The organism is Streptomyces sp. NPDC046909, from assembly GCF_040644695.1.
GTDB lineage: Bacteria > Actinomycetota > Actinomycetes > Streptomycetales > Streptomycetaceae > Streptomyces.
The window spans coordinates 56,646-76,477 of record NZ_JBEYXC010000023.1; the positions used below are offsets into that span (position 1 = coordinate 56,646).

Genomic DNA, 19,832 nt, shown 5'->3' on the forward strand with positions numbered 1-19,832 from the left:
CCGGGTAACGCATCGCGCAAGAACAGCGGACCGCCGGTCGACGGGCCTCACGATGGAGGCACCCGTCCGACCGAAGGCATGCCGATGAGCGCCACCCGCATCCCGGGCCTCCTGCTGCCCGCCCTGTTCCTCGTGGCCCTCGTCGTGGGCGTGTGCTGGTACTGGCGGCATCGCAACGACGAGTGACGTCCTGTCCGGAACCAGGCCCGGCCCAGCGTCCTAGACCTCGTCCGACGGCACCCGGATGTCCACCACGCACACGTCGTCCCGCCGCTCACCCTCCAGCAGCTCCGCCAACAGCGGCCCCAGCGAGCCCGGTTCGTCGGCGCGGTGGGCCAGTACGCCCTCGGCGAGCCGCTTGAGACCCCGGTCGATGCCCTCCGTCGGCCGCTCCACCAGGCCGTCCGTGTACAGCAGCAGCCGGTCGCCGGGTTCGAGCCGGCACTCGGCCTCCGTGAAGCGCGGCTCGGCGCTCGCCCCGAGCAGCATGCCGCTCGGCCGGTCCAGATAGCGCACCTCGCCGCCCCGCAGTAGCAGCGGCGGCGGATGCCCGGCCTGCGCCCACACCAGGCGGCGCTCGGCGGGGCTGTAGCGGGCCATGACCATGGTGGCGGTGCCGTGCGAGTCACGGGAGTGCAGCAGCAGGGTGTTGAGCCGGGCCAGCGCACCGGTCAGCGAGGAGCCGGTGATGACCATGCCCTTCGCGGTGAAGCGGAGCTGGGCCATGGTCGCGACGGCGTCGATGCCGTGCCCGGCGACGTCACCGACGACGAACAGGGCGTCGCCGTCGGGCAGTTCGATCGCACTGAACCAGTCGCCGCCGACATGGATCCCGGACTGCGCCGGCAGATAGGTGATCTCGACGCGCAGCCCGGCCAGCCCCTGCGGTCTGGTGGGCAGGGGCAGCAGCGCGTGCTGGAGCCGGGCGGCGAGCGTCCGTTCGGCACGCAGGACGTCGTGCTGCGTCACGATCGCCTGCTCGCTCTGGACCAGGGCGAGTTCGGCGCTGCGCTGCGCGGTCAGGTCCTGTACGAAGCCGTGCACCTCGACGGGCGCGCCCTGGAGGTCGGTGACCGCCTCGGCGACGATCCGCAGATGCCGGACCCCGTCCGCCGCCCGGACCCGGAACGGCATCGCGCAGGGCCGCCCGTGCCGGATGAGGTCACCGACGGCGCGGGTGAGCGCGGGCACGTCCTCGGGCAGGGTGAGGTCGGGGAGCGCGGTGATCCGGACCGGGCCCTCGGCGGGATCCCGGCCGAGGACGGCGTAGACCTGCGAGGACCAGGTGACCTCGTGGGTGATCAGATTCCAGTTCGCCCAGCCGAGGTTGCCCAGCCGCTGGAGGTCCGCGAGCCGCTGCTCCTGCCGGTCCGAGGGGTCGTGCCGGATCCAGGTGAGCGCGAGTCCGGCGCCGAGCCGGGCCACCCGGACCGAGTACATGGACAGTTCCGCGACCCCGGCCACCATCGCCTGCTGGGCGAACGGCTCGCCCTCGTACGGCTCCCCGGTCGTCAGGGTGTGCCGAAGCCCTTGCCACAGGGGCTGTTCGTCCGACAGCGTCGGGAAGCACTCCAGGAGCCGCAGCCCGACCAGTTCGGAGCCGGTGCGGCCGAGGAGGTCGAACGCCTCCTCGGTGGCGGCGGAGACGCGGTAGTCCTCGGTGTCGCCCGACGCGGTGCGCAGCGGGGTGAGCAGCATCGTCGCGCCCGGCAGGGTGTCCAGGACCTGCTGCACGGCGGTCACGGCGGCGTCGGTGGCCGGTTCCAGGCGCGGGTCGAAGGCGCGCAGACGTCCGGAGCAGAGCCGGGCGACGGCCAGCAGGTGTTCCCGGGTGCGCGGGGTGAACGGCCCGCCGCGGGTGCGCAGGATCCCGAGGCAGACGGCGGCCGTGTCCCCGCTGATGACGGGCAGCCAGGCGCGCGACAGCCAGCGCTCCGGGGGGTCGCCGATGAGCAGATACCGCTGCCGGTCCGTGTCGAGGTCCTCCAGCCAGCGCGGCTCCAGGACTTCGAGCGCCTCCAGCGCGGCGATCCCGCTCAGCGGCGGCACCTGGCGCCACTGGGCGGCCAGGGTGTCGTCGATTCCCGCGTGCCCGATCAGTTCGAGGCCCCCGGCGGGCAGCCGCTCGAAGATCATGATGGCGTCGGCGTCCTCCGCGGCCGACAGATGTTCCAGGAGGCACCGGGCGAGGTCCTGCGGGGTCCCGACGCGGACGAGGGCCTTGCCGAGCCGGCTCAGGTCGGGGATGCGGTGATCGGGCGTGTCCCGGGAGGCGGGGACCGCGGTGTCATGAGCCGTGTCGGGCTGGTGCGCGGTGTCGAGCAGGGGCGGGACCAGGCCGCCGAGGGTGATCCAGCACTCCTCCAGGAGCGTGTGGTCCGCGGCCTTGGCGCGTTGCAGGAGTTCCTCGCCGGCGGCGTCCGGGGAGCACCCGGTCAGCGCCATCACCGCGCCCTTGGCACGCTCCACCACGGCCGCGGTCGCCGCCTGGTCGCGCAGCCGGTCCAGCTCGGCGCGCTGGAGAGCGACGGTCCTGGCCAGTGCGACTGTGTCAGGGGCGGGACCGGACTCCATCGGGCCGGCTGGCTCGCTCGTCACGCGTCGAGCATCGCACATCGCCCGCGGGTCGATCACTGCCTTGTCACCATTGGTTTCACCCGAAAGTGCGGAGTTCCCGCGCCCCGGTCGACGCCCGGCGCCCGGGGCGCGGTCCGGGCCTCAGTGTGCGGCGCCGTGGTTGATCAGGGCCCCGGTGACGGCCCGGACGCTGCGGGCGATGTGCTGAAGCTGGAGGACCTCGGCGGCGTACAGCTTGATGGTGTGCTCGATGACCGACTCGGGCAGGCCGAGCGCGGGGAGGTCGGCGCGGGCCGTCTGGAGGGCGGTGCGGGCGACCCGGATCTCGTGCTGGACCTGGATCTGCGCGTGCCGGGCGAGCAGGACGGGGTGGCGGATCAGCGCCGGGTAGCTGGCGTAGCGGGCCGGCACCAGCTCGCGCAGCCACTTGGCCGCCGAGCGCTCCCAGTCGTAGCTGCCGGGCGTCTTGACCTGGCAGGGCCAGTCCGGGCTGAGGCGCGTGGTCGTCAGAGTCATGGGAGTCATGGCCATCTCTTCCGGGTGTGCGGCGTCAGGAGGGGTGGTCCGACGGATATGGGCGGCCCCGGCCTAGGGGATGACCGGGGCCGCCCAGGGCGCTCGCCGAGGCGAGGCCCGATCGAACACCCGGGGCGCCGACGCGGGTAGGTGACGGCGGCTTCGGATGTCCGCGCAGGGGCCCGGGTCGGCAGACGGCGGCCGCGCGGCGGATGGTGCAGCGTGCGCATGGGCGGACCGTCGGCTTTCTACGGGCAGATGCGGAGGTGGAGCGGGTGGGGACGGGGGTGCGGAACGTGTCCCGGGAGCGGCCGGGTGCGATCCGTGAGCAGTATTTATATATGCCGTCCGCTTTGCAAGACGTATGAAAACATTCATGCGGGAAATGAGGTGATTGATCCCCTTGTGGTGTTGTTCGGCAGGTGTGGCCGGAGGGGGCCGGAAGGGGCGGGTCAGTCCCGCAGGAAGAACTGGTGCTGCTCGGAGATCTGCTCGTACTCCTCGAGGCGGGCGTGCGTGCGCTCGGGGTCGGCGTCGGTCATGGCCTGGAGCAGGGCGGCGGCGATCACGCCGGGGGCGGCGTAGGAGTCGAAGACCAGGCGGGAGCCGGTGCCGGTGGCGAAGACGATGTCCGCCTCGTCGGCGATCGCGCCGAGCGCCAGGTCGGTGATCAGGGCGACCTTGAGTCCCGCGCTGCGGGCCACGCGTACGGCGGTCAGGGTCTCCTGCGCGTGCCGGGGCATCGAGAACGCCAGGACCCAGGTGCCGCCCGCCTCACGCGACTGCAGGAGCGCGTCGTAGGCGACGCTGCCGCCCAGTGTCACCAGCCGTACGTCGGGGTGGACGCGCCGCGCGGCGTAGGCGAAGTACTCGGCGAGCGACACCGAGATGCGCAGCCCGAGCACGGTCAGCGGGGTCGACTCCGACAGCTTGCGGCCGATGTCGATGACCTGGTCGGGGTCGGCGAAGTCGCGCCGCAGGTTCTCCAGGTTGTCGATCTCGGCGTCCACCGCCGCCTGGAGTTCGTTGCCGCGGTTCTCCTCGGCCGGCGCGGGGCCGCCCGCCAGGGTGCCGAGCGCGATCGACTGGAGCTTCTCCCGCAGCGCCGGATACCCGCTGAACCCCACCGCCGCGGCGAACCGGGTCACCGACGGCTGGCTCACTCCGACCCGCTCGGCGAGATCGGTGATCGAGAGGAACGCCGCCTCGGTGATGTGCTCGATCAGGTACTGGGCGATGCGCCGTTGCCCCGGGGACAGCCGGGGCCGGTCGAAGAGTGTCCTGAGCTGGGAGGTCGGTGAGGCCTCGGCCTCGGGAACCGACTTGCCAGAGGTGATCGCGGATGCCTGTGCGCGTGCCTGCTGCGGCGATGGCACCGGTGCGCCTCCTTTGTCTTCCACAGTGCCTCAACATAGCTCACACACGGTCGTGACCAGGGGCTGTGCGCTCACCGTCGGTAGATCGTGATCGAATGACCGACTTGATCGATCGAGTCGCTGCTGTCGATCAACTGGGCAAGCCGGCCTGTGGCCTTGGCGACCGAGGAGTCCGACACCACCAGCAGCCCGCGCACGGTGTCCAAGGGCACCGTGCGCGGGTCGGAGGCATCGATGCCGTAGTACGACGGCACCCCACTGCCCTTGTAGACGAGCCAGATCCGCTCGCCCGGATACCGCTCGCGCAGCCGGTCGGCGAGCCGGCCCAGGTCCTGGCCCCAGTCCACATTGGAGTCGTGCAGCCGCAGATGCGTCTTCGCCGTCCCGCCGAACGCCTCGTTGGAGTACGGCAGATAGAACGGGAACGTACGCACCGAGCTGACCGCGACGCACAGCACCAGCGCCCCCGTCACGGCACCGGCCCACCGCCATCGCGCGGCGAGCAGGCCGGCCGCCGCCACCGCCAGGAACATCGGCACGAACACGGCGTAGCGGGTGCCGAAGTCCCGGGAGCCGGTCATGGCCGAGGCGAGCAGCACACCGGTGGGGATCAGCAGATAGGGCGCCGCCGGCCGCAACCGCCGTACCGTCACGACCGCGACGGCACCCGCGGCCCACAGCGCGAGCATGCCGAGCGGGGTCTTCACCAGCAGCGCGGCCGGCAGGTAGTACCAGAGGGAGCCGGTGTAGAGGTGCCCGAACAGGAATCCCTGCCACGGGTGGTTCTCGAAGCCGAACTGCACCCGCATCCCGTCCCGGTAGGCCTCCGGGAACGGCATCAGATCCACCAGCAGCGCCCGCAGCCCGTGCACCACGGGGATGTGCTGCCGCGGACTCCAGCGCAGCCGCGGATCGACCACGAGATACGACACCCAGACGACCGCGACCGCGATGACCGCCATCGCCACGACCCCGGCCGCGAGCCGCGCCGTGCGGCGGTGCGTCGGGTCGTGGCGCCACATCGACCAGGCCGCGAGCGCCAGCAGCACCGGAAGGGCGGGCAGGGCGCTCATCTTCGTGGCGAGCGCCGCCCCGGCAGCGACTCCGGCCAGCGGCACGTATAGGCGCGGCCGCAGCCGGGCCCGCCACAGCAGCCACGCGGACGTCAGCAGGAAACCGGCCGCGGGTACGTCGAGGGTGGCCAGCGAGCCGTGCGCGATGACGTCGGGGGAGAAGGCGTACAGGGCGAGCGCGACGACTCCGCCCGCCGGGCCGGTGAGTTCACGGGCGAAGGCGAACACCACGAGGCCGAACGCCAGCGTCAGCACGATCACCGGCAGCCGTGCCCACAGCATCACCCGCCAGGGGTCGTTGCCGGACTCGTACAGCAGATGCCGCCCGACCTGCCCCTGGTCCCCGGTGAAGGACGGGTCGTAGTGCGGGTCGGCGACGGCGACCCCGAGCCCTATGACGAGCTTGCCCAGGGGCGGGTGCTCGGGGTTGTAGCGGATCTCGTGCTCGTGCAGGGAGTCGGCGGCCGTGCCGACGTACACCGGCTCGTCGATGGTGGGTGTCTGCTGCACAGCCGTGGTCACCATCGCGGCGGCCATCTGGGCCAGCAGGACGGCGACGAGGAGCGGTACGAGCCATCGTCGGGCCGGGCGCCTGGGCGACCGTGGGGCGGGTGCCTCGGGGGGTGCCTCCCGGTCCATGACCGGGTGGGGTTCGCGTGCCATCATCCGCCCCGCGATGACAGGGGCCGCGCGGGGGCGGGAGCGATGCGAGGACGCCTCATGCGCCTACTCTGCATCAGCTCCCGCCCCGCGGGGCGTCACCGCTTCAGGAGTCGTACCGACAGACCTTCCGCCGTGTAGACGGGTACGGCCCGCAGCGTGTCGGAGTTCAGCTCCACCCGGTCGAACCGGCCGCGCAGCCCCGCCGAACCGATCACCCGCACCGTGCTGCCCGCGACCGGCGGCTTCTCGGAGTCGAGCGACAGCGACAGCACGCTGCCCGCGCCGAGCAGCACGCGCCGGGTCACCTCCAGGGCGGGGCCGCGGCCCGAGCGCAGCGTCACGCCGAGCGTCGAGGACTCCTGGGCGTAGCCGCCGTGGATCTGCGCCGAGGACTTGGTCGCCACGCGCAGCGTGCCGCCCGACACCCGGACGTCGCCGTGGCCGAGCGCGTGCGCCGAGGCGGCGGACAGCACGCCCTCGCGCACCACGGTGCCGCCCGTGTACCGGTTGTGGCCCGTCAGGGTGAGGGAGCCGGTGCCGCGCTTGGTCAGGCCGCCGTCGCCGTCGATGTCGTTGCGCCAGGTGTCGGCGGCACCGAAACCGCCGGCCGCGGCGTCGAGGGTGACGGTCACGTCGGAGTCGAAGGAGCCGTAACCGTCCGCCGCGGCGAACAGGTTGAGCCGGCCCCACTGCTCGAAGCCGTCCAGCAGGACGTACCCGGAGGGCAGGGCGGTCGTGCGCAGCACCTCGCGCCGCTGCTCGGCGTCCAGGTAGGGCAGCCGCGTCTCCAGCAGCACCTCGGCGCCCTTGGGCACGGTCAGCGGCTCGCTGCGCCCGTGGCGGGTGAGGACGTATGTCAGCTTGGGCTCGACCAGGCAGGCGTTGGCGTCGCGGTCGGCGTACGCGTCCGAGGTGTCGGAGTGGGCGTAGGCGTAGAGCGTGTCCGCCGTCGTGCCGGTCCGCGCCTCGAAGTAGGCGAGCGCCTGGGCGCGGGCCGCGGCCTTGAGGTCGGCGTTGGCCGGGTCGGCGAGGGCGGCGGCGGCCAGAGCGGTGGCCATGACGCGGCCGCCGAGGACGTCGACCGTGGAGTGCATGCCGGACATGATCCGGGTGTGGCTGAGCTCGAAGGCGCGGGTCACCAGCTCCTGGAAGCGCTCCGGGACGGCGTACGCGAACGCCAGCGCCGCCAGGTGGAAGGCGTTGGTGTGCCCGCTGGGGAAGCCGCCGTCCTCCGCCGGGGTGGTGCCGCGCTGCCACAGCAGCTGCGGGGCGACGATCACCTCGGACTCGTAGACGGGGAAGCCGAGCGCGTCGGTCGCGCCGGTGTCGACGACCTCGCTCTCCTCGTTCATCCGCCACGGACGCGGGTACTGGAAGGCGAACTTGGCCGGGTTGCCGGAGGCGTACGGGCCGCGCACCGTGTCGACGAGCCGGGCGACCTGGCCGAGCGCCGAGTCGTAGGAGCCCGCGCCCAGCGCGGAACCGGCCGGGGCGTCGGCGGGCACGGCGTCGTTGATCTTCCCCGAGGGGGTGCCCTCGGGCGCGGAGGTGATCGAAGTGACCGCCTTGGCACCGGACTTGTACAGGTCGGCCAGTGGACCGAGCGCGCCGATCATCGCGTAACTCTGGTGCTGGCGGTCGTAGATGAACGATTCCTTCGCCTGGGCGTCCGTGCGCGCCCCGGTGAGGCGGGCGCAGTAGCGCATGTTGGCGCGCAGGATCTCGGGCAGCAGCGGGGTGCCGGTGTTCCAGGCGCCGCCGGTCTTCCATATCTCGGCGAAGCCGCCGAGGATCCGGATGACGGCGTTGGTCTCCGCCGTCTGGTTCGCCGTGATGTTGGTCTTGTAGTCGTCGACGAACGCGGCGGCACCGGTCGCGGCCTTCGCGTCCGCGGCCCCGAGCCACGAGGCGAAGGTGGGCGCGGCCAGCACACCGGCCGAGACACCGAGGGACGTCCGGAGGAAGCCCCTTCTGTTCACGGCGAGTTCACTGACCGGCGACGTGGAGCGGGGCCCGGCGGATGACGGCATGCTGCTGCCTCTCTTGAGTTCTTCGGCCGTACGGCCGGGGGAGTCGTGCGATGACAGCCCGTGGGGCGCGGTGAGACGTACGAGACGCGTGCGGCCCCATGAGGCTACGAGCGAAGATCTACGGGCGAGTTGTGTCGGACCGGGGAGGACCCGGCGTCCGGCGGGTGTCACAGAAGTGAACGCGCCAGCGCCACCGCCCCCTCGACCGGCGGCACCCGCAGCGGCTGCGGCCGGGCCGCGGGCACCGTGTCCGAGAGGGCGGAGGCGAAGGCGTCGTACAGGACGGGCTGGGCGAGGACGGTACTGCCCGCGACCACCACGTCGTCCACCGGGACCCCGCGCGCGGCGAGCCGTTCGACGAGCGCGGCCAGCGAGCGGCCGCCCTCCTCGATGACCCGGCGGGCGAGCGGTGAGCCCGCCTCGGCCGCGGCGAACACGGCGGGGGCGTGCCGGCCCCACTCGGCGGAGATGTCGGTGGCGGCTTCCATCGCCGCCCCGAGCGCGGGGACTTCGGGGACGTCGAAGGAGGCGACGAGCCCGTGCGCGAGCGCGTCCGGCTCCTCGCCTCGGTCATGGGCCGCCCATACGGCGCGGGCGGCCTCGCGGACGAGACCGGCGGCGCCGCCCTCGTCGCCGAGGACCGCGCCCCAGCCGCCGACCTGGGCGGGGCGGCCGTCGGGGAAGCGGCCCACCGCGACCGAACCGGTGCCGGCCACCAGGCCGACGCCCTTGTCCAGTCCCGCGGCGGGGACGAGGAGTTCGGCGTCGCCCACGACCAGCGCGGGCGCGTCGAAGTGGAGTTGCAGTGCAGTACGGATCTGCGCGCACTGGCGCGGGGTCTCGCAGGCGTGTCCGCCGACCGCCAGGGCGGAGGGGCGGATGCCCGACGGCAGGGCGTCGGAGGCGAGCGCGGCCAGCCAGCCGGCGGCGGCCACGGGGTCGTGGGGCCGCCAGCCACTGCTGGAGCGGACGTGATCGGCGACCGGGGTGTCGCCCGCGAAGGCGCGCAGATGCGTCTTGGTGCCGCCCACGTCGATACCGACCACTACGGGAACGGATTCCTGCACGGATCCTCTTTCGTCGTTGCGCGAGCATGCGACGGCGGGCGAAACCGTGCTGGAGGAAGGGCAGTTGGGAACTAGGGAAGCCCCGGGACGGGCCTCTGGACGGACCACGGCAGGCGAGTACCGTGACGTTCGTTAGGAAGTTAACTAACGAAGTACAGTGCGTCAAGAGAAAACGCGCACTCGACCACCGCAGAGCCGCTGCGGGGCGGGAACGCGCGACGTCATGGCATCCCATCGCCGCCTCCCGTGGAGCCTCCTCGACCCCGGGGCGCGGCGCTCGACCTCCGTGGGAGAACTGTGGAACACGACGTGGCGGAAGCCCCCCGACTGACCGAGAGCGCGAGCGCCGTGTTCGCCGTTCTCGCCCGGGCCGGGACGGCGACCCGCCCGCAGCTCGCGAGCCTGGCGGGCCTGTCCAAACCGACGGTCTCCTCCGCCGTCGCGGAACTGGAGGGCGCCCGGCTCGCCGCCCACTCCGGCACCGCCTCCGGCACCACCGGCCGCTCCGCCGCCGTGTACGGTCTGGGACCGGCGGCCGGCGCGGTACTCGCCGTCGACCTCGGCCCCGCCCTGACCCGGGTGCGCGGCTGCGCCCTGGACGGCACGCTGCTCGCCCAGGCCACCGGCTCCCGGGACGAGGCCGCCGACGTGGTCCGCGAGGCCGTCTTCGCGCTGCCCGAGGGTGCCCCGGTGCGCTCCATCGTCGTCGCCGTCGGCGATGTCACCGCCGAGCAGGAGGGCGCGGGGCCGCGACCCGCCACCGCCAAGGCCGGGCCGGTCTTCGACGCCATCACCGTCGCCCTGCCCCGGGGCGTCCCCGTGCACCTGGAGAACAACGTCAACTGCGCCGCGCTCGCCGAACTGCACGAGGGCGCCGCGCGCGGCAGACACACCTTCGGCTATCTGCGCATAGGCGTCGGTATCGGTCTCGGCATCGTGGTGGGCGGCCAGGTGCTCCGTGGAGCGAACGGCGCGGCCGGTGAGCTCGCCCGGCTGCCCTACCCCTGGGACGAGGCCGTGGAGCCCCGCCAGGAGGCCCTGGAGGAGTACATCGGCGCCCGCTCGCTGGTGCGCCGGGCCGCGGAGGCCTGGCCGGAAACCGACGGGCCCCGCCCGCGCACCCCGGACGAGCTCTTCGCCCGCGCCCGGGAGGGCCGTACGGCGGCCCGTACGGCCGTCGACCGGCACGCCGCCGACATCGGCCGGCTGGCCGCCGCCGTGACCGCCGTACTGGACCCAGGGCTGATCGTCCTGGGCGGCAGTACCGGCGCGGATCCGCAGCTGCTCGCGGGGGTGCGGGCCGAGATGGCGCGGCTGAGCTGGCCCACCGAGGTGGTCAGCAGCACGGTGGGGGATCTGGGCACCGTCGTGGGCGCCGCCCGCCTCGCGGTCGCCCGGGGAGTCCAAACCGTGACCCAGGGCGGGGGGACCAAGGATTGACGGTTTCCGGCTCGGTCTGCCAATGTCCGGACAAGCGCTTTCTAAGTTGGCCGGGACGCCGACTTGGAGCGAGCGTCCCGCCCGTACTCGACGTACGGCAACCGCACGAGGGCGTGCCCGTGCGGTGACGGCCGGAGGCCGGGGATCCTCGCCCGTCAGGATGACGCGGCCGGGCGAGGCCGCGCCCCCGGAAAGTGACTTTTCCTGCAAAATGCACCAGTGCCGCCTGGTCGGCGCCGTGCTCCGTCCCGTGTGACGAAAAAGGGATCGAAGATGATCAATGTAGGTGCGCGGCGCTCTCGCCGACTCGGCCGCGGCGGTATGGGCCGCCTGGCTTCCCTCGCTGCCGTGACCACGGCAGGTGCCCTGCTGCTCTCCGCCTGCGGAGGTGGCTCCGACTCCGGCGGCACCTCCAAGTCGCTGACGTTCTGGATCTCCACGGTGCCGGGGCAGGACGCGGGCTGGAAGAAGATGGTGGCGCAGTACAAGAAGGAAACCGGCGTCGCCGTCAAGCTCGTCAACATCCCCTACGACGGCTACACGACCAAGCTGCACAACGCCGCCCAGGCGAACTCGCTGCCCGACGTGGCCGCCGTCCCGGCGCTGGACCCGATCTGGTCGAACAAGCTGCTCGACCTCAGCGACATCGCCAACAACAAGGCGAACAAGATCAACGCGAACTTCCTCGCCAAGGACTCGTCGGGGAAGGTGCTGTCCATCCCCTCGGACGTCACCGCGTCCGGCATGTTCATCAACAAGTCCCTCTTCGAGAAGGCCGGCGTCGACTACCCGACCTCTCCCTCGAAGACCTGGACCTGGGACGAGTTCATCAAGGCGGCGAACGAGGTCCGCGAGAAGACCGACGCCAAGTACTCCCTGACCTTCGACCAGTCGCCGTCGCGCCTGCGCGCCATGGTGTACGAGATGGGCGGCAAGTACGTCCACGCGGACGACTCCGGCAAGTTCTCGGTGGACGCGGCGACCAAGAAGGCCGTGAACACCTTCGTCGGCTGGAACGACGACAAGACCATGCCGAAGTCGGTGTGGACGAGCGGCGCGGACCCGTCGGCGATGTTCCAGAGCGGTGACGTCGTCGCCTACTGGTCCGGCGTGTGGCAGGTGCCCGCCTTCGCGGACAGCATCAAGAAGTTCGAGTGGGCGAGCGTCCCGACCCCCGCCCAGCCGGTGCAGGCCAGTGACGTCAACAGCGGCGGCATGACGGTCGGCTTCAACAACAACGCCGACGCCGCGAAGGCCGCGACGAAGTTCCTGTCCTGGCTGTACGAGCCGGCCCACTACAAGGCGCTGTGCGAGGCCTCCGGCTTCCTGCCGGTCGAGAGCGGTCTGAACCCGACGTACCCCTTCAAGTCCGAGGCGGCGCAGGCGGCGTTCAAGCTCTACAACGAGGAGATCCCGCTCTACGACCCGATCTCCGGCTACTTCAACGGCGCGCAGACCAACTGGGTGCTGAAGGGCAAGAGCCTCACCGAGGACCCGACCAAGACGGAGCTCGGCAAGGCGATCAACGGCCAGCAGTCGGCGGACAAGGCGCTGCAGAACATCGTGGACGGCTACAACCAGCAGGTCGGCGGCTGATCACAGTCCGGCAGGCCCGGGCGGCGGGGTCAAGACACCGCCGCCGCCCGGCCCCCGGAATCCCCTGTGATGCCGGGCGCATGGTCTGAGCCCACCGCAATCCATTCCACCAGCACGGAGTCAGGAAGATGACAAAACGCGCCTCGGACGTGTCAGCGAGCCCGCCGAGCCGGACCAGGAGACGCAGCAAGTACACCCTCGCGCCGCTCGTCCTCATCGCGGCCAACGTCGTGCTCTTCTCGCTGTTCTTCGTGTGGCCTGCGGTGATCGGGCTCGTCTACTCGTTCACGAACTACACGGGTGTGGGAGCGTTCCAGTTCGTCGGACTGGACAACTACCAGAACCTGTTCGGGGACTCCACGTTCTACGACGCGCTGTCCCGGACGCTGCTGTACACCGTGCTGGTCGTACCGCTGAACTTCGTGCTCTCCCTGCTCATCGCCAACCTCGTGGTGAGCAAGCAGGCCAAGGGCGCCTCGATCGCCCGGGTCATCTTCTTCATCCCGTGGCTCATCTCGCCCATCGTCGTGGGCGTCCTGTGGCGGTGGCTGTTCGGTGAGAACTTCGGACTGATCAACTACGTCATCGAGCAGCTCGGCGGGAGCGCGATCGCGTGGCAGTCCAACGCGGACCTGTCGCTGGGCGTCGTGGTGATGGCGGGCGCCTGGTGGGGAACGGCCTTCTCGATGCTGCTGTTCATCGCGGCGATCAAGAACGTGCCCACCTCGTACTACGAGGCGGCCTCCCTCGACGGGGCGGGCCCCTGGCGGCAGTTCATCAGCATCACGCTGCCGAGCATCGCGCCCACCTCCTTCATCGTCATCCTGCTCAACACGATCAACGCGATGAAGGAGTACCCGCTCTTCCTCGCCCTCAACAACGGCGGACCGGGCACGTCGAACAACCTGCTCGTCCAGTACATCTACCAAACCGGCTTCAAAACCGGCCAGATCGGCTACGCGAGCGCCGCGTCGTTCGTGCTCATGCTCATCCTGATGGCCGTCGCGATCATCCAGCTGATCGTCAACCGGCGGATGGAGAACCGATGACCACCACCGACACACCGCGCAAGGTCGACACCGGTTCCGTCCGGGCCCTGTCCAAGAAGCAGTCCCGCCGCGGGGGCAACGGTGGGCTTCGGCACGTGGTGTCCGCGACGACCCTGCTGTGGATCATGGCGGCCCTCTACGGGCTCCCGGTGCTGTGGTTCGTCCTCAGCTCCTTCAAGCCGGCCGGAGACCTCTTCTCCCTGCCGCTGACCGTGCTTCCCCACAACCCCACCCTGTCGGGGTACAAGGAGGCGTGGGACAGCGCCAACTTCTCCCAGTACTTCATCAACACGGCCCTCGTGTGTGTGATCACCACGGTCCTCACGGTGGGCGCCAGCTGCTGCACCGGGTACGCGCTGGCCAAGTACGACAACAAGTGGCTCAAGGTCTTCTTCGTCTGCATCCTGGCCACCACGATGCTGCCGTCCGAGGTCATGCTCGCCCCGGAGTTCCTGGTCGTCCGCGACCTCGGCCTCTACAACTCCTTCGGCGGCATCATCCTCCCGGCGGTGCTCACCGCGACCGGCTGCTTCATGTTCCGCCAGTTCTTCCTGACGGTCCCCGACGAGCTGATCGAGGCCGCCCGCATCGACGGCGCCCGCGAACTGTCCATCTTCCTGCGGATCATGGTGCCGATCTCCCGGCCCATCATGCTGACGCTCGCCATCCTGTCCTTCCAGTGGCGCTGGAACGACTACATCTGGCCGCTGCTGATGCTCAACGACCCCGACAAGTTCACCGTGCAGATCGGCATCCAGAGCCTCGTCGGCGCCCAGAACATCAACTGGTCGGTGCTGCTGGGCGGTTCGGTCATCTCGATGATCCCGCTGATCGCCGTCTTCCTGGTCTTCCAGCGGTACGTCATGAACGCCGACATCAACGCCGGACTGAAGGACTGACCTTGCCCCACCCGCTCGACCACGAGTTCGTCCGGTCGGCGGCGCACGCCGCCGACCGGACGGCCGCCCCCCTGGCGGCCGACCCGGACGTGGCACCCGCCGGCGTGCCGCACCGTGGTCTGGCGCGGCGGGTGAAGACCCTGACAGCGGCCTACCGTTCCCCGGACTCGGCCCTGCACGGCAGCGGAGACGCGGTCGCCGCCGCACTGACCCACCTGCGCGCCCTACGGGCAGTGCAGACGCCCTCCGGTCTCTTCGCGGGCGGCGACAACGTCCAGTCACCGCCCGACTCCGCGTTCACCGTCAACGACGTGTGCGACGCGTACGTCCTCGCCGCCGACGCGGGACCGGAACTGGGCGAGGTGACGGCCGCGCTCGCCGAGATCGCCCGCGCCGCCACCCCCAGCCTCCTGACCGGTGGGGTGCACACCCCGAACCACCGCTGGGAGCTGAGCGCGGCACTCGCCCGGCTCCACCGCTCGTTCCCCGACGACCGGCTGCTCGACCGCGTCGAGGAGTGGCTCGCCGAGGGCGTCGACATCGACGCGGAGGGCCTGTACTCGGAACGCAGCGCCGTCTACGCGTCCATCGTGACCAACCCGGCGCTGCTGGTGCTGGCCGAGGTGCTCGGGCGCAGCGACCTGCCGGCCGCCGTCGAACGCAACCTCGCCGCGACCCTGGACCTCATCAGGCCGGACGGCACGGTGGAGACCGTCCACTCGCGCCGCCAGGACCAGAGGCAGTCGTTCGCGGTGTGGCCCTACCTGCCGCACTACCGGCTGCTCGCGATCCGCACCGGCCGGGGCGACTTCGCCCGCGCGGCCCGCCTGGCCGCAGCCGACGGCATCCACGACCCCGACCTGCTCGCCCAGACGCTCCTCACCCCGGACCTGTGCCGCACCCTGCCGGCCCCGGACGCGGAGCGGCTCCCGCGCGACCGGTACCTGAGCACCGCACGCCTCGCCGCCCACGTCTCGGCCACCGCGCACACCGTGGTGTACGGCGGCTCCGACGTGCCCGAGCACCGGCGCATCCGCTCGGGCCTCGCCTGCAACCCCACCTTCCTGCGCCTGTTCGCCGGTGCCGCAGTCCTCGACGCGGTCCGCCTCTCGCGGACGTTCTTCGACCTGGGCCCGTTCCGCGCCGCCGACATGGAACGGATCGCCGACCACCGGTACCGGCTCAGCCAGACCCTCACAGCCGCCTACTACCAGCCGCTCCCGAAGGACCGAAGGCGCGACGACGGCGCCTACCGTCTGGTGGACGAGGGCCGCTTCTCCGCCGCGATGTCCTTCCCCGACCGCCCCCAGGACGAGGTCTCCCACACGACCCGCGTCGAGGTGGACCTGCGGGACGACGGCGCCGACCTGCGGATCGACATCAGCGGCCCCTCGGTGCCCTGGGCCCTCGAACTCACCTTCCGGCCGGGCGGCGAGCCGCAGGGCGTGGTACCGCTCGGCGACGGACGCTGGTGCCTGACGACCGAGCCGATGACCTACCGCGTCGGCGACGACGAGATCCGCGTCGAGGCGACCGTGGAAACGGGCGAACCCCTCGCCGGACCGGACCGCACCGACGTACTGCGCTACGACCCGGGGCAGGACTACACCGTGGCCGGCGGCACCGACGCGACGACCGGGAACCGCGTCTACCTCGGCGGACACGGACCGCACACACTGACCCTCACACTGCGCGCCACCTCTCAGGCATGAAGGGCTGATCTCCTTGCACCTCCCACGCCAGCTCGGACCGCTGCACGACCTGCCGGACACCCCGGAGGCGTACGACGCCGTCCTCGCCGACGTCACCGAGCAGGCCCTCGCGCGCCTCACCCCCGAGGGCAACCTCGAACACCCCGACTGCCTCGACGACATCGGCGACACCTCGCTCGGCATCACCTCCCTGCTCGCCCTCAACTGGCAGCGCGGCAAGGACCCGAGACTGCCGGAGGCCGTGAACCGCAGCCTCGCCTTCCATCTGAGGGAGCGGGTCTACACCGAGGACAACCCCGGCTACCCCAACCTCAAGGTGCGCGACTCCGGCCTCCCGTACGCCCGTTACACCCTCGCGGCGGGCGCCCACCCCATCGGCGACTGGCCGAGCACGGTGTGGGCGCTGCTCCAGGCGGTCAACGTGCTGGACCTGGCGGACGGCCTCGTCGAGGACGGGTCGCGGGCTCAACTCCTGGACGTGGCACGCGGATACTGGCGCTGGCTGACCGAGGCGACCTTCTTCAACCCGCAGGAGGCGGGCAATCAGGCGATCGGCTGTGTGGTCGGCGGCCTGATGCTTGCCGCCCATCTGCCGGGGCCGGAGCGGGAGTCGGTACGGCAGCGGGCGCTGGAGCTGTACGCCGACGAGATCCGCGCCCACCGGGTCCGTGACCGCGGCTTCCTGCTGCCCCCCGAGCACGGCGGCGCCTACGACAACAACTACGGCCCGATCTCCCTCTCCTTCCTCGCCCAGGCCCACCGGATCAGCGGCGAGGAGATCTTCGCCGAGGACGGCGAGGCCCTCGCCCGCTACATCGACGCCCGCCTGACGAACGGCGGCTTCGACAACGGCGGCCCCCGCTACAGCGAGCAGCACTCCGCCTTCGAGTCGGTCCTGGGCCTGCGCTACTTCGGCTCCCGCATCGGCTCCGACCTGGGCCGCTACCGGGGCGACAGCCGCTGGGCCCGGCACGCGGTGAAGGAGGACGGCGGGGTCGACGGCCACTTCGCGTGGATGCTGGTCTGGCAGATCCAGGACACCACGCCCTGGCACCGCACGCCGTCGACCGAGCCCGCCCGGCATCAACTCCGGTCGGGCGCCGTGTCGGTGGCCTTCGACAGTCACATGACCCCGGCGGTGGTCGAGGCGGACGGCACGTACTACCTGCCCGCTGCGGTCGACCGGCAGCACGGGTTCGGTCCGGTCGTCGACGGATTCGTCTTCTGCCGGCCGATGGGCCGGGTCCGCGTCCGTGACGTACGGACCGGCGGCCTCGTGGCCAAGCTGGTCACCAAGCCGGTCGTCGGCCGCGACCACGTCCTGCGGCACGTGCGGTCCCTGTACGTCACCGACGGTGCGAGCCTGTGGATGACGGTCGCCGTGGAGCGCCTCCCCGGCACGCCGTATCTGCTCGCCGGGCTGCCGTACGCCGAGGACGACGGCGACCGGGTCCGCCGGACCGCCGAGGCGCGGGTCGCCTCCGCCGGTGAACTCCGGCTGACCCACCCGGAGTCGGCGGGGGCCGAGCACTTCGACGCCCGCTCGGAGACCACCCAGGAGCTGGCCGCCTTCGCCCTCGCCGAGGACCCCCGGGGCTACGGAAACCCCGACGAGGGCTGGCGTCACCTGGTCTCCTCGACGGCCCTGGAGGCGGAACCGGTGCCGGACGCGCCCGAGGGCCTGCACGTCTTCGCGGTGCGCTACGGGCCCGGCGGGGAGTTCACGCCCGCCTTCGAGTACGGTGCCGACGGACTGACCGTCCGCACCGAGGCCTTCACGGCCGTCATCGGTGATCCCGCCGGAGACGCCCAGGGAGAGCCGGAGTTGACCCTGCGCGCGTGAGCGCCGGCGTACGGGGAGCGGCCTACCGGAACGCCTCGGCGTTTCGTCGCGCCCACTCCGCGAACGTCCCCGGCGCCCGCCCGGTGACCCGCTCGATGTCGGGGCTGATCCGCTGCTCGGCCGGGGTGGGCGTGCCGAGGACGGCGAGGGTGGTGTCGACCACCGGCTCGGGCATGAAGTGCAGCAGCCGCGCCCGGGCCTCGTCCCGGCCCAGCTCGACGAACCGGACCGGCTCACCGACCGCCTCCCCGAGGTCCAGGGCCTGCTGACGGGGCGTCACCACGGCCGGGCCGGTCAACTCGTAGGCTTCCCCGGCGTGTCCGTCCTCGCGCAGGGCCACCGCGGCCACCGCCGCGATGTCGGCCGGGTCGACCGTGGGCAGACCGACGTCCCCGAAGGGCGCGGCCACCGTGCGCTGTTCCCGCACGGAATCCGCCCACTGGAACGCGTTGGAGTGGAAGGCGCCCGGTCGCAGCAGGGTCCACGCCAGCCCTGAGCGTTGTACGGCCTCCTGGATGGCGCGCGCCGTACCGCCGTGCGAGGCCGACTCCGGCCTGGTCACCACGCCCAGCGAGGACAGCAGCACCACCCGGCGCACCCCGCCGGCCTCGGCCACCTCCAGCAGCCGCGGGACGTCGAGCAGATGCGCGACAGGGCCGCCGTCGTGCAGGAACAGTGCCTCCGCGCCGTCGACCACGGGCTTGAGGCTGTCGGGATCCGTCAGCTCCGCCCGCCGCGACAGCACGCCGTCCGGCACGTCCCCCTCGGCGATCCGCCGCGACGTCGCCGTCACCTCGGCACCCGAAGCGGCCAGCGTCCGGACGAGCTCCCGGCCGACGTTCCCCGTCGCCCCCGTCACCACGATCATGAGCAACTCCCTTGTGAAACCGGCGTTGTTGCCGACGAAGGGACGCTAACACCGTGGATATAGTAGGTACCTAGAGGAAAGTGACTACCCCGGAGGGACGCGGATGCAGGTCACGGACACCGCTCAGGACCCCGAACTCGCCTGCCCCATAGCGCCGGTGGTGGACATCGTGTTCAGCCGCTGGACCACCCCGATCCTGTGGAGCCTGCACGCGCACGGCCGGCAGCGGTTCGTCGAGCTGGAGCGGCGGATCACGAAGATCACGCCCAAGGTGCTGACCCAGCGGCTGCGCCAGCTGGAGCGTGACGGGCTGGTGGTGCGGACGTACCACCCCGAGGTGCCACCCCGGGTCGAGTACGAGATCAGCGAGCTGGGCCGCACCCTCGGCCCGCTCTTCGCGCACCTCGCCGACTGGTCCGCCGACCACCTCGACGCGGTCGAACAGGCCCGGCAGGCCTACGACACCGCCTGACGGCCCGCCGGCGCCGTGGCCGGCACGATCAGGTCCGCCCGGTCCCGGGTCGCGGCGACCAGGTCGGCGTTGCGCTGGTCCGTGCCCAGCACCCAGGCCACGGCCTCCTTGTGCCCCTTGCCGAACTCCTCGTGGCGGGCGACCAGCCGGCGGATCCGCTCCCGCTCGTCCAGCTCGCAGAACCACACCTCGTCCAGCTGCCGCCGCACCCGTGTCCACGCGCCCGTGTCCAGCAGCAGATAGTTCCCCTCGGTCACCACAAGGCGGGCCGTCGGCGCCACCGGCACGGCCCCGGCGATGGGCTGCTCCAGCACCCGCTCGAAGCCGGGCGCGTACACGATGCCGTCGTCCTCCCGCCCGCGCAGCCGCCCCAGCAGCGCCGCGTATCCCGCCGCGTCGAAGGTGCCGGGCGCGCCCTTGCGGTCGCGGAGGCCGAGCCGGTCCAGCTCGACGTCGGCCAGATGGAAGCCGTCCATGGGGACGTGCGCCACCCACGGCTCACCGCCCGCGTTGAGCTCCCGCACCAGGGTCTCGGCGAGCGTCGTCTTCCCCGCGCCGGGGCTGCCCGCGATACCGAGGATCGCGCGCCGGTCGGCCCGGACGAGGGAACGGGCGCGGAGGAGCAGGTCGTCGAAAGTCAGGGGCACACGG

General features: G+C 71.8%; 15 protein-coding genes. 7 read left to right on the top strand and 8 right to left on the bottom strand.

All coding sequences use genetic code 11. From position 1 onward, the window contains the following. Positions 1-219 precede the first annotated feature (219 nt). The 6 genes from ABZ928_RS47040 to ABZ928_RS47065 form a co-directional block, all read right to left on the bottom strand. Positions 220-2,574: a SpoIIE family protein phosphatase gene (locus tag ABZ928_RS47040; protein WP_361534414.1), complete on the bottom strand. Its 2,355-nt coding sequence runs from the start codon at positions 2,572-2,574 to the stop codon at positions 220-222. Between the two features lie 144 nt (positions 2,575-2,718). After that, the gene (locus tag ABZ928_RS47045; protein WP_361534417.1) at positions 2,719-3,093 is read right to left on the bottom strand and encodes a hypothetical protein; all 375 of its coding nucleotides are present in this window, start codon (positions 3,091-3,093) and stop codon (positions 2,719-2,721) included. A gap of 452 nt (positions 3,094-3,545) precedes the next feature. After that, complete coding sequence (locus ABZ928_RS47050; RefSeq protein ID WP_361534141.1) at positions 3,546-4,469, bottom strand: MurR/RpiR family transcriptional regulator; 924 nt, start codon at positions 4,467-4,469, stop codon at positions 3,546-3,548. Between the two features lie 71 nt (positions 4,470-4,540). Continuing rightward, positions 4,541-6,208 carry a phospholipid carrier-dependent glycosyltransferase gene (locus ABZ928_RS47055; protein ID WP_361534144.1) on the bottom strand — a complete coding sequence of 556 codons (1,668 nt, stop codon included), beginning with the start codon at positions 6,206-6,208 and terminating at the stop codon, positions 4,541-4,543. Between the two features lie 92 nt (positions 6,209-6,300). Further along, complete coding sequence (locus tag ABZ928_RS47060; RefSeq protein WP_361534147.1) at positions 6,301-8,235, bottom strand: phosphatase PAP2 family protein; 1,935 nt, start codon at positions 8,233-8,235, stop codon at positions 6,301-6,303. Between the two features lie 167 nt (positions 8,236-8,402). Continuing rightward, a complete protein-coding gene (locus ABZ928_RS47065; protein ID WP_361534150.1) occupies positions 8,403-9,302 on the bottom strand; it encodes a BadF/BadG/BcrA/BcrD ATPase family protein in 900 nt (299 codons plus the stop codon). Between the two features lie 309 nt (positions 9,303-9,611). On the opposite strand from ABZ928_RS47065, the gene ABZ928_RS47070 reads away from it, so the two are divergent. The 6 genes from ABZ928_RS47070 (at position 9,612) to ABZ928_RS47095 (ending at position 17,841) form a co-directional block, all read left to right on the top strand. Continuing rightward, positions 9,612-10,742, top strand: a complete 1,131-nt coding sequence (locus ABZ928_RS47070; protein WP_361534153.1) for an ROK family transcriptional regulator — start codon at positions 9,612-9,614, stop codon at positions 10,740-10,742. 273 nt (positions 10,743-11,015) lie between these two features. After that, positions 11,016-12,338: an extracellular solute-binding protein gene (locus ABZ928_RS47075; RefSeq protein WP_361534156.1), complete on the top strand. Its 1,323-nt coding sequence runs from the start codon at positions 11,016-11,018 to the stop codon at positions 12,336-12,338. A 128-nt stretch (positions 12,339-12,466) separates the two neighbouring features. Further along, the gene (locus ABZ928_RS47080) at positions 12,467-13,387 is read left to right on the top strand and encodes a sugar ABC transporter permease (RefSeq protein ID WP_361534159.1); all 921 of its coding nucleotides are present in this window, start codon (positions 12,467-12,469) and stop codon (positions 13,385-13,387) included. Further along, positions 13,384-14,286 carry a carbohydrate ABC transporter permease gene (locus ABZ928_RS47085; protein WP_361534162.1) on the top strand — a complete coding sequence of 301 codons (903 nt, stop codon included), beginning with the start codon at positions 13,384-13,386 and terminating at the stop codon, positions 14,284-14,286. Before ABZ928_RS47080 ends, ABZ928_RS47085 begins: the two co-directional genes overlap by 4 nt. A 2-nt stretch (positions 14,287-14,288) precedes the next feature. Continuing rightward, a complete protein-coding gene (locus ABZ928_RS47090) occupies positions 14,289-15,998 on the top strand; it encodes a hypothetical protein (protein ID WP_361534165.1) in 1,710 nt (569 codons plus the stop codon). Positions 15,999-16,011: 13 nt separating this feature from the next. Then, positions 16,012-17,841, top strand: coding sequence for a hypothetical protein (locus ABZ928_RS47095; RefSeq protein ID WP_361534168.1), 1,830 nt, complete (start codon positions 16,012-16,014; stop codon positions 17,839-17,841). A gap of 22 nt (positions 17,842-17,863) precedes the next feature. On the opposite strand, the gene ABZ928_RS47100 is transcribed toward ABZ928_RS47095, so the two are convergent. Beyond that, positions 17,864-18,709 (bottom strand): NAD(P)H-binding protein, encoded by an 846-nt coding sequence (locus ABZ928_RS47100; RefSeq protein WP_361534171.1) that lies wholly within the window; start codon positions 18,707-18,709, stop codon positions 17,864-17,866. Between the two features lie 103 nt (positions 18,710-18,812). Between ABZ928_RS47100 and ABZ928_RS47105 the strand changes: the two genes are divergently transcribed. After that, positions 18,813-19,181, top strand: coding sequence for a helix-turn-helix domain-containing protein (locus ABZ928_RS47105; RefSeq protein WP_361534174.1), 369 nt, complete (start codon positions 18,813-18,815; stop codon positions 19,179-19,181). Here ABZ928_RS47105 and ABZ928_RS47110 read toward each other — a convergent pair. Beyond that, positions 19,166-19,828: a nucleoside/nucleotide kinase family protein gene (locus tag ABZ928_RS47110; RefSeq protein ID WP_361534177.1), complete on the bottom strand. Its 663-nt coding sequence runs from the start codon at positions 19,826-19,828 to the stop codon at positions 19,166-19,168. The two genes, ABZ928_RS47105 and ABZ928_RS47110, sit on opposite strands and share 16 nt — an antisense overlap. Positions 19,829-19,832: the final 4 nt, after the last annotated feature.